Source organism: Kinneretia sp. DJ1R-11 (genome assembly GCF_025717595.1).
Taxonomy (GTDB): Bacteria; Pseudomonadota; Gammaproteobacteria; order Burkholderiales; family Burkholderiaceae_C; genus Paucibacter_A.
The window spans coordinates 266,885-279,701 of the sequence record NZ_JAJIRR010000001.1; the positions used below are offsets into that span (position 1 = coordinate 266,885).

The 12,817-nt window shown below is 64.7% G+C and carries 11 protein-coding genes; 2 read left to right on the forward strand and 9 right to left on the reverse strand.

The window, feature by feature from the left end; genetic code table 11:
- Nucleotides 1-200 precede the first annotated feature (200 nt).
- Nucleotides 201-1,220, forward strand: a complete 1,020-nt coding sequence (locus LNV23_RS01140) for an ATP-binding protein (RefSeq protein WP_263516575.1) — start codon at nucleotides 201-203, stop codon at nucleotides 1,218-1,220.
- Here LNV23_RS01140 and LNV23_RS01145 read toward each other — a convergent pair.
- From LNV23_RS01145 to LNV23_RS01155, 3 genes are all read right to left on the reverse strand, one after another.
- Nucleotides 1,217-2,095 (reverse strand): TIGR02285 family protein, encoded by an 879-nt coding sequence (locus tag LNV23_RS01145; RefSeq protein ID WP_263561259.1) that lies wholly within the window; start codon nucleotides 2,093-2,095, stop codon nucleotides 1,217-1,219. The genes LNV23_RS01140 and LNV23_RS01145 overlap by 4 nt on opposite strands.
- Nucleotides 2,096-2,718: 623 nt before the next feature.
- Complete coding sequence (gene pyk / locus LNV23_RS01150; protein ID WP_263561260.1) at nucleotides 2,719-4,152, reverse strand: pyruvate kinase; 1,434 nt, start codon at nucleotides 4,150-4,152, stop codon at nucleotides 2,719-2,721.
- Nucleotides 4,153-4,292: 140 nt separating this feature from the next.
- Nucleotides 4,293-6,620 (reverse strand): NADP-dependent malic enzyme, encoded by a 2,328-nt coding sequence (locus LNV23_RS01155; RefSeq protein WP_263561261.1) that lies wholly within the window; start codon nucleotides 6,618-6,620, stop codon nucleotides 4,293-4,295.
- A 306-nt stretch (nucleotides 6,621-6,926) separates the two neighbouring features.
- Between LNV23_RS01155 and pstS the strand changes: the two genes are divergently transcribed.
- The gene (pstS, locus tag LNV23_RS01160; protein WP_263561262.1) at nucleotides 6,927-8,036 is read left to right on the forward strand and encodes a phosphate ABC transporter substrate-binding protein PstS; all 1,110 of its coding nucleotides are present in this window, start codon (nucleotides 6,927-6,929) and stop codon (nucleotides 8,034-8,036) included.
- Nucleotides 8,037-8,085: 49 nt separating this feature from the next.
- Here the strand turns inward: pstS and LNV23_RS01165 are convergent, their stop codons facing one another.
- From LNV23_RS01165 to htpX, 6 genes are all read right to left on the reverse strand, one after another.
- Nucleotides 8,086-9,279, reverse strand: coding sequence for a phosphoglycerate kinase (locus tag LNV23_RS01165; RefSeq protein ID WP_263561263.1), 1,194 nt, complete (start codon nucleotides 9,277-9,279; stop codon nucleotides 8,086-8,088).
- A gap of 113 nt (nucleotides 9,280-9,392) precedes the next feature.
- Complete coding sequence (locus LNV23_RS01170) at nucleotides 9,393-9,722, reverse strand: branched-chain amino acid transport AzlD family protein (protein WP_411910529.1); 330 nt, start codon at nucleotides 9,720-9,722, stop codon at nucleotides 9,393-9,395.
- Nucleotides 9,723-9,724: 2 nt separating this feature from the next.
- The gene (locus LNV23_RS01175; protein ID WP_263561264.1) at nucleotides 9,725-10,462 is read right to left on the reverse strand and encodes an AzlC family ABC transporter permease; all 738 of its coding nucleotides are present in this window, start codon (nucleotides 10,460-10,462) and stop codon (nucleotides 9,725-9,727) included.
- Between the two features lie 81 nt (nucleotides 10,463-10,543).
- Nucleotides 10,544-11,305, reverse strand: coding sequence for a head GIN domain-containing protein (locus LNV23_RS01180; RefSeq protein ID WP_263561265.1), 762 nt, complete (start codon nucleotides 11,303-11,305; stop codon nucleotides 10,544-10,546).
- A gap of 179 nt (nucleotides 11,306-11,484) precedes the next feature.
- The gene (locus LNV23_RS01185) at nucleotides 11,485-11,910 is read right to left on the reverse strand and encodes a hypothetical protein (protein WP_411910523.1); all 426 of its coding nucleotides are present in this window, start codon (nucleotides 11,908-11,910) and stop codon (nucleotides 11,485-11,487) included.
- A gap of 56 nt (nucleotides 11,911-11,966) precedes the next feature.
- Complete coding sequence (gene htpX / locus LNV23_RS01190; RefSeq protein ID WP_263561266.1) at nucleotides 11,967-12,812, reverse strand: zinc metalloprotease HtpX; 846 nt, start codon at nucleotides 12,810-12,812, stop codon at nucleotides 11,967-11,969.
- Nucleotides 12,813-12,817 lie beyond the last annotated feature (5 nt).

Consider the following 12,817-nt stretch of genomic DNA (forward strand, 5'->3'; position numbering starts at 1 on the left):
ATCATCCGCCGATTGATGGCGAAGTGGGCCATGTAACCACGCTGTAACTGGCGCGGATTCTAGCGGCGCGCCATGAAACGACAGCCCGGGCAGGCTCGCTTGTGTCAATGTTGACAAGCATTTAGGCTCACTGTGCCCCATTTTTCACGCCTTCACGGGGGGGCAACCCGGGTCAGACTACCCAGCATGGAGCCCCACGCATGACACGACTTGCCATTGACCAGCTGACCCTCTGGATCACCGCCGCTGCGCGCGAGCATTCGCACGACCTGGCCCAGCATCTGGAGGAACGCACCGGCGCCAGCCACCGCTCGGCCTTGAGTGCGCTGCGCCGACTGGTCGATGCCCATTGGCTGGTGCGCTCGGGCAGCAGCCGCCGCCCTGTGTACGGCCCGGGGCTGCTGCGTCAGGTGGCGCGCTCCTACACCTTGCACGGCCTGCAGGAAGACATCCCCTGGCAGCGCGACTTCGCGCCCCACTTCGAGCTGCCGACTCATGTGGCACGCATGGTTCAGCACGGCTTCACCGAGCTGGTCAACAACGCGGCCGACCACAGCGGCGGCAGCAGCGTCACCGTTTCGCTGCGCCAAACGCCCAGCCATGTGCAGCTGCTGGTGTCCGACGATGGCTGCGGCGTGTTCGACAAGATCTGCTCGGCCTTCGACATCGCCGATGCACAACACGCCATGCTGGAACTGAGCAAGGGCCGGCTGACCAGCCAGCCCGAGATGCACACCGGCCGCGGCCTGTTCTTCAGCTCGCAGCTGGCCGATGTCTTCGACATCCATGCCAATGGCACCGCCTTCCAGCGCCGCGCCTGGGAGAGCACCGGCTGGCAGCCGGGCCGCCCCATGCCGCGCCAGGGCAGCTCCATTTACATGGCCATCGCCCTGGACACCAAGCGCACCCTGGACCAGGTGATGGAGACCTGGAGCCTGGCCGGCGACGGCATCGAATTCGACCGCACCACCATCAATCTGCGCCTGCTGGCTGGCCCGGGCCAGGCCCTGGATTCACGCGCCCAGGCGCGCCGCGTGGCCGCCCGGCTGCCGCAATTCAAGCGTGCCGAGGTCAGCTTCGAAGGCGTGGTGGACGTGGGCCACGGCTTCACCGACGAGCTGTTCCGCGTCTTCGCACGAGCTCACACCGAAGTGGAGCTGGTGCCGACACACATGACGCCGCGCATTGCAGCCTTGATCAAAAGCGCCCAAAGCAGCTAGCGCACGCCCTCTCGCGCCCCAGCTTTAGATTCGCTAGCGACATTTGAAGGGCTGGACACAGGCCCGGCGGTGACCGCTGCCATTCGGGCCCGGTAGATCTGGAGCTCTTCGGCGGGCAGCATGGATTCGTACTGTTCGCGCAAGCGTGATTTTTCGGCCTCCATGCCTGTCACGCGGTCAATGGCATGAATCACCTGCCTGCCCCAGGCGGTTTGGCTGCAAGCGACATAGGTGGGAATCAGGGCCGGCGCCTCAGCCAAAGCCACGAACTGAAAATCAGCGGGGCTGGTTTGGGTCTTGCGCAGCTGCTCCACTTCGATGGCATAGCCCAGGGTCACGTCGAAGCGCTTGCGGCTCAAGGTGTGTAGCAATCCGGACAAGAGCCCGTACTCACCAAAAACCAGAACCTGGTCCGGATGGGCGGCCCGTGATTGCTTCAAGATGTCATCCAGCGCCTGCCCATATCGACGTTTGGGCAAGGTGCCCACCTTCACTTCGCCGGAGCGAAGCAGGTCGGCCAGAGACACATCACCGCCCGGTCGCTTCTTCCAACCACCCGGCGGCGCATAGGCACGACGGGCGATCAAGACCGGCGGCAATTGCACAAAATAGGGTTCCGAAGCAAACCGGGTGTAGGCCTCACGCTCCGGCACCTTCAACAAGGACAGTGTGCACACGGGCTGCCCGGCCTGCATCGCCTGAAAGATCCGCTCCGTGCTGCTGATTTCCAACTGATGCTGGTATTCAGGCAAGCGCTTGCTCAGCGCGCTGAGGTACTGATCTCGCAAACCTGTCCCTTGCTTGGGGCCGTCAATCACGTGGTACGGCACAAAGTCGAGCAAGAGCCAGCGGATGGGCGGGGATGCTGCCGCCAAGCCAGTTGGGCTGCCCGAACTGGACCCAGGCGCAGTGGATATCGGCTGCGCGACCGTCTGCGCATGCCCGGCTGACACCATTGCCAAACAGCCAGCCAACAAGGCAAACCACAAAGACCCAAGGCCTGCAACCATTCGAATGCTCCAGTGGCCAACAGCAGACCTGCGCGAAGGCAGCGTCAGGGCCGACTATAGCGAGCACTTGCTGGCATGACGTTTGCTGGAGCCGCACTTTTTATCGCGCCGCAAACGGAGCCAAACAGGGCCTGATGCGCGGTTCAGCGATCGCTGTTGTCCAGAAACTGCATCGCCATAGTTTGCTGGCGCATGGCCAGGCTCAGACATGGCAGCAGGGCCGCCCAGGCATGCTTACTCGATCACGCCTGCGCTCAAGGTGCTAACGACACGTTCAAGCTGGAACACACTGCCTCTGAGCGCCGCAAAGTCCGCGCCGAAACTGGCGTGTCGACTTGGCCACCAGCAAGGCCCTCGGCTGGCCATTGGCAACGGCGATGGGCACAGCCAATGGCGCCAGACGCCAAGCAGGGGCAGCATCAGCAGAACGCCATGCGACCGCAGTCTATAGACCCATGCGGGCACTCAGCCCGCACTTCAAGCAAGGCTCAGCCGCCGACGCGGCACACCTTCAGCATATTCGTGCCGCCGGGATAGCCCATGGGCTCACCGCAAGTGATGGCATAGGTGTCGCCCGGCATCAGCACACCCTTGTCGACGAGGATCTTCTCGGCTGCAGCCAGCGCGGTGTCGCGGTCCTCAAACTTGGGCATCAGCAGCGGCCGCACATTGCGGTACAGCGTCATTTTGCGCTGGCTGATTTCCTGTGTGGTGAGGGCATAGATCGGCACCTGGATGCGGTGGCGGCTCATCCACAGCGCGGTCGAACCCGATTCGGTCAGGGCCAGGATGGCCTTGCAACCCAAGTGGTGGGCGGTGAACAAGGCACCCATGGCGATGGACTGATCGATGCGGCCGAACTGGCGACCGGCAAAGTCGGTGTCCAAGGTGACGAACTCGGCGCGCTCGGCCTCCAGGGCGATGGCGGCCATCTGCTCGATGGTCTCGACCGGGAACTTGCCGGCTGCCGTTTCGGCACTCAACATCACCGCATCGGTGCCATCCAGAACCGCGTTGGCCACATCGCTGACTTCGGCGCGTGTGGGCACCGGGTTGACGATCATGGACTCCATCATCTGCGTGGCGGTGATGGCCACCTTGTCCAGCGCCAGAGCCATCTTGATCATGCGCTTTTGCAGCGCCGGCACTGCCGCATTGCCCACTTCCACGGCCAGGTCGCCGCGCGCCACCATGATGCCATCGCTGGCCTTGAGGATGGCCTCGAGGTGCGGGATGGCCTCCGAGCGCTCGATCTTGGCGATCATGCTGGGCTTGTGGTTGTAGGCCTCGCCGGCCATATTGGCCAGTTGACGCGCCATTTCCATGTCGGTGGCGTTCTTGGGGAAGCTGATCGCCAGGTACTCGCAGCGGAAGCTCATCGCGGTCTTGATGTCTTCCATGTCCTTGGCGGTCAAGGCCGGCGCGGTCAGGCCGCCGCCCTGCTTGTTGATGCCCTTGTTGTTGGACAGCTCACCGCCCAGCTTGACGATGGTGTGCACGGCCGCGCCACGCACCGCTTCCACGGTCAGCACCAGCAGGCCGTCGTTCAAGAGCAAGGTGTCGCCGGGCTTCACATCGCGCGGCAGTTCCTTGTAATCGAGGCCCACGGCTTCTTCATTGCCGAGTTCGGTGCGGTCGGCGTCAAGGATGAAACGCTCGCCGTTGACCAGCTCGATCTTGCCGTTCTCGAACTTGCCGACGCGGATCTTGGGGCCCTGCATATCGGCCATGATGGCCACTTCCTTGCCGGCGGCCTTGGCGGCCTCGCGCACCAGGCGGGCGCGGTCGATGTGATCTTGCGCCTTGCCGTGCGAGAAGTTGAGCCGCACCACATCGACGCCGGCTCGGATCATGCGCTCCAGCACCTCCGGTGAGGAGGACGCAGGGCCCAGGGTGGCAACGATCTTGGTGGCTCGGGACATGGCAGATCTCGCTGAAATAAAGTTACAAGCGGCTGATTATGCGGCGCATTTGTGGCCGCTCAAACGTCGAACAAGGGTTTCAGCGAGTTACACGCAGCGCGCCGCCATCAGCCTGTGGCCGACGCTGCGTCGGCCTCCCTTCAAGTTTTCGCCGCCAGCACGTCGGCCACCGCCAGCGCTGTCATATTGACGATGCGGCGCACCGTGGCCGAGGGCGTCAGGATGTGCACCGGCGCCGCCGAACCCAAGAGGATGGGGCCGACCGTCACGCCCTGACCAGCGGTGATCTTGAGCACATTGAACAAAATATTGGCCGCATCCAGCGAGGGCAGCACCAGCAGATTGGCCGCACCCTTGAGCGTGCTGTCGGGCAGGAAGGTGTTGCGCACCGATTCCGACAGCGCCGCGTCGCCATGCATCTCGCCATCGCACTCGACATCGGGCGCGTGCTGGGTGAAGAGCTCGCGCGCACGGCGCATCTTCACGGCCGAGGGCCGCTTGCTGGAGCCGAACATCGAGTGCGACACAAAGGCCAGCTTGGGCGGCAGGCCGAAGCGCTTGACCTCCTCGGCCGCCATGGCCGCGATCTCGGCCAGCTGCTCGGCATCGGGCTGGTCGTTGACGAAGGTGTCGGTGATGAAGAGCGTGTGCTCATCCAGCATCAGCGCATTCATGGTGGCGAAGTTGCGCGCACCGGGTTTCAGGCCGATCAGATCGGAGACATGCTCGAGGTGGTTGTCGAAGCGACCGACCATGCCGCAGATCATGGCGTCGGCATCGCCGAGCTTGATGGCCAGGGCGCCGATGGTGGAGGCTGATCGGCGAACGGCCGCCTTGGCCATCTCGGGCGTCACGCCCTGGCGGCCCATGACCTGGTGATACGCCTCCCAGTACTGGCGGAAGCGTGCGTCGTTGCTTGGGTCGATGACGGCCACATCCTCGCCCAGCTTGAGGCGCAGGCCGGCCCGCTCGATGCGGGTGGCGATGACCTCGGGCCGGCCGATCAGGGTCGGTTTGACGATGCCCTCGTCCAACGCCACCTGCACGGCGCGCAGCACACGCTCGTCCTCGCCTTCGGCGTAGATCACGCGCGCAGGGTTGGCCTTGGCCGCCGTGAACACCGGGCGCATGAACATGCCGGTCTGGTAGACGTAACGCTCCAGCGACTGGCGGTAGGCCGCCATGTCCGCGATCGGGCGCTCGGCCACGCCGGAGTCGGCGGCAGCCTGGGCCACGGCCGGCGCGATGCGCAAGATCAGGCGCGCATCGAAGGGCTTGGGGATCAGGTAGTCGGGGCCGAAGTGCAGCTCTTCGCCGGCATAGGCCGCGGCGACTTCATCACTGGTCTCGGCCTTGGCTAGGGCGGCGATCTCGCGCACGCAGGCCAGCTTCATCTCCTCGGTGATCTTGCTGGCGCCGCAGTCCAGGGCACCTCGGAAGATGTAGGGGAAGCAGAGGACGTTGTTGACCTGATTGGCGTAATCGGAACGGCCGGTGGCGATGATGCAATCCGGGCGCACGGCCTTGGCCAGTTCGGGGCGGATCTCGGGCTCGGGGTTGGCCAGGGCCAAGATGATGGGACTGGCTGCCATGGTCTTGACCATCTCGGCCGTCAGCACGCCGGCGGCCGAACAACCCAGAAAGACATCGGCGCCATGGACCACATCGGCCAGCGTGCGCGAGGCCGTGGTCTGGCAATAACGCTGCTTGGATTCATCCAACTTGCCGGCCTTGGCATCCTCACGCTCGGCGTGGATCACGCCCTTGGAGTCGCAGACAAAAATGTTCTCGCGCTTTAGCCCCAAGCCCACCATCACGTCCAGGCAGGCGATGGCTGCCGCGCCCGCGCCGGACACGGCCAGCTTGACCGCGGCGATGTCCTTGCCCACCAGTTCCAGGCCGTTCAGCAGTGCGGCACTGGAGATGATGGCCGTACCGTGCTGATCATCGTGGAAGACGGGGATGTTCATGCGCTCCTTGAGCTTCTTCTCGATGTAGAAGCACTCGGGCGCCTTGATGTCCTCCAGGTTCACGCCACCCAGGGTGGGTTCCATGGCGGCAATGATGTCGACCAGCTTGTCGGGGTCGCGTTCGGCCAGCTCGATGTCGAACACATCGATGCCGGCGAATTTCTTGAACAGGCAGCCCTTGCCCTCCATCACCGGCTTGGCGGCCAGCGGGCCGATGTCACCGAGGCCCAGCACGGCTGTGCCATTGGTGATCACACCGACCAGGTTGGCGCGCGATGTGTACTCGGCAGCCAACGAGGGATCGGCCTCGATGTCCAAACAGGGATAGGCCACACCGGGTGAATAGGCCAGCGACAGGTCGCGCTGGTTGGACAAAGCCTTGGTCGCGTTGACGGCAATCTTGCCGCGCGTCGGGCTGCGGTGGTACTCGCGGGCCGCATCCCTCAGGGCAGCCTCAGCCGGACTCAAGTCGCTCTCGGATTTCTTGCTATCGCTCATTCTGTCGTGTCTCCATCGCGCAGTGCATAGGCACTGGACTGCGCTGTCATTGACCGTCCGCGGACCTCCCTGCTGAGCTCGCGGACCACTTAGGGCATTGAGCTTAGCGTCCCGCTGCGCAGACCAAACCGGGTTTGCGCTCTTGCCTCATGCAAAGATCGCACGCCCCCATGCATGAAACAGTGTCACACAGCGGTGTGAACGGCCTGGCGCGCTTGGCAGCGCCTTCCACGTGAACTGCGCACGCGCCGCTTTGGACGGGCCCATTAAAATTAGGCCTGCTTTACCTGCCCATCAGAGCTGTCCGTGTCCCATTCCCTGTATTTACCGCGTCGCACCTGGCTTCGCCTGGGCGCCCTCTGGCCCGTGAGCACCCTCGGCTCCACGCTCTCCCTCGCAGCCCTGAACAGCGCCCAGGCGCAAACCGCGCCGGCAGCCGCACTCAGCGGCGCTGGCGCATCCTTTCCCTCGCTGGCCTATGCACGCTGGACCGCCGCCTATGAGAAAGCGCGCGGCCAAGTGGTCAACTACCGGCCGACCGGCTCCGGTGATGGCCTCAAGCAGATCAGCGCACGCAGCGTCGGTTTCGGCGGCAGTGACTCCGCGCTGAGCAACGAGGAGCTTGCCAAACGCAAGCTGATCCAGCTGCCCATGCTGGTGGGCGGCATCGTGCCGGTGGTCAACCTGCCGGGTTTGGCCGAAGGTCGCTTGCAATTGAGTGGCGAGCTGCTCGCGGAGTTGATGGCAGGCCGCGTGGGTAAGTGGAACGACGCTCGCATCGCCGCCCTCAACCCGGGCATTGGCCTGCCGGCCCTGGCCGTCAAACGTGTCGTGCGAGCCGACAAGTCCGGCACCAGCGAGGGCTTGACGAAATACCTCAGCACCGTGTCGGCCGAGTTCGCCGCCAATGTCGGCGCAAGTGCCCAGCCCAAATGGCCGGGCGAGGTCGAAACGGCGGACGGCAACGACGGCGTCGTCAAGCTGCTGAAGTCCACGCCCGGTGCCATCAGCTATGTCAGCTACGACCGTATGCAGCGGGACAAGCTGAACGGAGTTCGCCTGCGCAACGCTGCGGGTCAATGGCTCACGGCCAGCGAGCCTGGTTTCCGGTCCGCCATTGCCAACAGCGACCTGGCACGCAAAGGCGACGACCTGGCTTCACTGATGAATCGGGACGGCGCGGAAAGCTGGCCCATCACGATGACCAGCTTCATCTTGATCGATGCCGCACCAGAAAAAGGCGAGCACAGCGTCACGGTGCTGCGCTTCCTCTACTGGTGCCTGCTGCATGGTGATGAGCTGGTGCGCGGCACCGGCTTCGCGCCACTGCCAATCATCCTGCAGTCCAAGCTGGCCGCACGCCTGGCCGCAGTCAAACCGGTAGACGGCAAGCTGCCACAGTACCAAGGCGCGTGAACGCAAGGTGCGCGCTCGACGCGCACCTTGTGTGGCTGCTGCTGAAGCTTCAGCCCTGAGCGCGCTGGGTCAAGATTTCAAACGCAGGCAAGGTCTTGCCTTCCAGGATTTCCAGGAAAGCGCCGCCACCGGTGGAGATGTAGCCCACATCCTTCTCGATGCCGTACTTGGCAATCGCAGCCAAGGTGTCGCCACCGCCGGCGATGCTGAAGGCCGGCGAGGCGGCGATCGCGCGGGCGATGGTCTCGGTGCCATGGGCAAAGGCGTCGAACTCGAACACGCCGACCGGGCCGTTCCAAACGATGGTGCCGGCGGCCTTGAGTTGCTCGGCCAGCAGGGCAGCGGTCTTGGGGCCGATGTCCAGGATCAGGTCATCTTCAGCCACATCGGCCGCATCCTTGACCGTGGCTTCGGCGTCGGCGGCAAAACGCTTGGCCACCACCACGTCCACAGGAATCGGCACGGCCGCGCCGCGCGCCTTCATGGCGTCGATCACGGCCTGCGCTTCGGCGACCAGATCGGGCTCGGCCAGCGACTTGCCGATCTTCAAACCAGCGGCCAGCATGAAGGTGTTGGCGATGCCGCCGCCGACGATCAGGCCGTCAACCTTCTCCGACAAGGCCTTGAGGATGGTCAGCTTGGTCGAGACCTTGGAACCGGCGACGATGGCCACCAGCGGACGCTTGGGCGCGCTCAGGGCCTGGCCGATGGCATCGATCTCGGCGGCCAGCAGCGGGCCGGCACAGGCGATCTTGGCGAACTGGGCGATGCCGTAAGTCGTGCCCTCGGCGCGGTGGGCGGTGCCGAAGGCGTCGTTGACGTAGATGTCGCACAGAGCGGCCATCTTCTTGGCCAGCTCTTCGTTGTTCTTCTTCTCGCCCTTGTTGACGCGGCAGTTTTCCAGCAGCACCAGCTCGCCGGGCTTCACATCCACGCCGTCCACCCAGTTGGCCACCAGCTTGACCTCGCGGCCCATCAGTTCACCCATGCGCTTGGCCACCGGGGCCAGCGAGTCTTCGGGCTTGAACTCGCCCTCGGTCGGGCGGCCCAGGTGGGACGTGACCATCACGGCGGCGCCAGCCTTCAAGGCCTGCTCGATGCAGGGGATGGAGGCGCGGATGCGGGTGTCTTCGGTGATGTGGCCGGCGTCATCCTGCGGCACATTCAGGTCGGCGCGAATGAAGACGCGTTGGCCGGCAACGTTGCCAGCGGCGATCAGGTCGTTGAAACGGATCACGTTCATGGGGTGAGCTCAGGGCTAGTTTGGAATTCGGGGCGTGGCGGGGTCGAGCGACCCGGCCGTGCAATGCCCGCTAGCTTACCAAGCCCGCCGCCGAGCGCGGAATCCAAGCGGTTTCACCAACCGAGGCCGATGCGCAGTACCAGCATCACGGCCGTGCCGCAGACGATGGTGCCGAGGATGCCGCGCTTCCAGAAGAAATAGGCGGTGCCGGCCGCAGTGGCGTAGAGCCGGGCGTCTTGCCAGGTGCTGATCAGCTCACCCTGTGTCATGACGATCTCGGGCACGATCACCGCCGCCAGCGCGGCCAGGGGCGCATAGCGCAGGCCGCTCTTGGCCCAGTCGGGCATGGGCAATTCATTCTTGGGGATCATGAAGAAGCCTCGGGTCAGCACCGTGATCAAGCCCATGCCGACGATGGCCAGTGCGGTTTGCCAGTCGTTCATCATCATTCGCGCACCTCTCGCGCAGGCTCGCTTTGCGCCGGCCACCAATGCTCCATCAGCAGGCCAGCTGTCACCGCCACGGCGATGGCCACCATGATGTTCAGGCGCAGCGGCAAGGCATAGGCCGCCACCGCGGCGCAGCCTGCCAAGGCGGCCGAGACCCAAGTCTTGCGGTCCTTGAGCAAGGTGTAGGACAGGCCCAGCAGCGCCAGCACGCCGGCGAAACCCAGGCCCCAATGCGTGGGCACATGGTTGGCCAGCAAGATACCGGTGATGGAAGGGATCTGCCAAGCCGTCCAGTTCATGCAGACGCCGCCCCAGAAGTAAGGCGCTTGGTCGGGATGTGACTTGGCCTCAGGAAAGCGTTTGAGAAAGGCCACGTAATTGAGATCGGCCGCGAAGTAGGCAATGTGTAGGCGTCGCAGCAGGGGCAGGTGGCCGAAGTACATGCGCCACTGCACGCTGAAGATGATGAAACGCAGGTTGACGCAGAAGGCCGTGGCCCAGAGCACCCACATCGGTGCACCGCTGGCGATCAGGGGCAAGGCGGCCAGCTGCGAGCTGCCGGCGAACACCACCAGGCTCATCAAGAGCGCCAGCCAGACGGACAGGCCGCTCTTGATCATGGCCACGCCGGTCACCAGGCCCCAGGCCGAAATGCCCAGGGTGATGCCGGCCATCTCGCGCGCACCGCGCCGGAATTCAGGGTGGCGGTACTGCGCCCTCAGGGATTGAAGCATGCGCCATTGTCGCGGCACGCCCGCTTCTGCGCTGTCGCGCCGACATCAAAGCCGGGCCGGGCGGGCGAACTCAGCACAGGCTCAGGGATTGTTGAGGCGGCGCACCCGGCCACTGCCGGCCACCGAAGTGCTGACCTCGGGCGAGCCCAGATAGGCGATATCTCCCGAGCCCGCGATCGAGATCTTGAGTGTCTTGCTGGCGTTCACCTCGGCATCGCCGCTGCCCGCAATCGAAGCCTTGACGTCATCGGCCAGCAGGCCGCGGGCGCGCACATCGCCCGAGCCGGCAATCGACAAGCTCAGGTTGCTGGCGCGACCATGGGCCGTGACGGTGCCGCTGCCCGCCACCTTGAGGCCCAGGCGATCGCTGCTCAGATCCACGAACAGCACATCACCGGAGCCGGCGATGCTGGCGTCAACATCCGGAGACTTCATCGCCTCGACGCGCACATCGCCCGAGCCGCCGACCGCAATGCTGCGCAGCTGGGCCATGTCCAGCACGATCTCGGGTCGCACCGAGCCCTGGACCTCATAACCACGCTTGGGGGCAATTTCCAAGGTGCGGCCTTTCTTGCCGTCGACGACGCGTGTCTCGATATAGCTCTGCAGATTGCGATCGGTCTTCACCTCGACCCGACTCTGTGCACCTTGTCGCACCAGCACCTTGAAACCTCCGCTGAGGCTGATGCTGTCGAAGCTGCCGATATCGCGTGTCTCGCTGCTGACATCACCCGTGCCCTTGATGCGCTCGGAATTGCCCCAGCTCCAGGCATGGCTGCTGGTGGCGGCGAACAGGCTGAGGGCGCTCAAGGCGGAGATGGCGAACAGGCGACGTTGCAGCATTGGGGGCTCCAGGTAAGTGAGGGGCGAACAAGATCCGTTTGGGGTGACGGCATCTTCAGTGAATCGCCCTCCAACCCCCAGCACGGTTCGACCAAACGCAAGGTCGGCGGCGCCAAGTGTAAAAAAGCCGTCACGGGCGGGTGACGGCTGCTTGACGCTCGTGAGGAGGGCAACCTGATTCAATGGGCCTTGGCCTTGCCCTTGGCTTCCTTGACGCCCTCTTTCTCGCCGCTGGCCTTGGCCTCGGCGGCTGCGGCCGCCTTCTCTTCCAGCGCGAGGGCCTCGGGGCTGCCAGGCTTGGGCGGCCGCGGCACGACCGGGGCCACGCCTTCGAGCTTGTTTTCGCGCATGTACTCGTCCATCTCCTTCCAGCCATTGAAAACCGAGGCCTTGTGGGCCTTGGGGTTCAAGGTGTAGCAGTCTTCGATGGCGCGCATGGCGTGGCGGCAGGCGCTGCCGATGGCCTTACCCTCGGCTTCCTTGGCGGCCATGACCTTGGCCGGGTCCTCGATGCCCAACTGCTCGCAACCAGCCAAGGCCAGCAGACTGGCAAGCAGCGGCAAAGACAGCAAGGCGCGACGAGGCGCGGTCGAAGGAGGCTTCATATCATCAGTATCGGCCAGCCACGGGTCAGCTTGAGCACGGCGTTTGCATGCCCGCTTCAGCGCTGCGCCATGGCCATCAGCCGCGCCACCCGCTCCTCGGTGGCCGGATGCGTGCTGAACAGACCCGCCAAACCGCCGCCGGAGAGCGGGTTCATGATCATCATCTGCGCCGTCTCGGGGTGCCGTTCGGCCGCCTCCATCGGCAGGCCTTGCGCAAAGCGATGGATCTTGTTCAGCGCCGAGGCCAGGGCCTGGGGGTCGCCGGAAATCTCGGCACCGCCGCGGTCGGCTTCAAACTCGCGGGCTCGGCTGATGGCCATCTGGATCAGGCCGGCCGCAATCGGCGCCAGGAAGGCAACCAAAATGCCGACCAGCGGATTGCTCTGGCGGCCTTCGCTGTCGCGGCCGCCGAAGAACATGGCGAAATTGGCCAGCATGGAGATCGCACCGGCCATGGTGGCGCTGATGGTGCTGATCAAGATGTCGCGGTGCTTCACATGGGCCAGTTCATGGGCCATCACGCCGCGCAGCTCGCGCTCGGACAGCACGCGCAAGATGCCGGTGGTCGCCGCCACGGCCGCATGCTCAGGGTTGCGGCCGGTGGCAAAGGCGTTGGGCGCGTCCTCGTCAATCAGGTAAACGCGCGGCATCGGCAGCTGGGCGCGCTGGGCCAGCTCGCGCACCATGCCGTAAAACTGCGGCGCCGAGGTCTCGTCCACCTCGCGGGCCTTGTACATCTTCAGCACCATCTGGTCGGAGAACCAGTAGCTGAAGAAGTTCATGCCCAGCGCCACCAGCAGCGCCAGCATCATGCCGGCCTGTCCGCCAATCAAGCGCCCCAGGGCCATGAACAAGGCGGTGATGGCGGCCATCAGGATGGCGGTCTTCATCAGATTGAACATGGCGA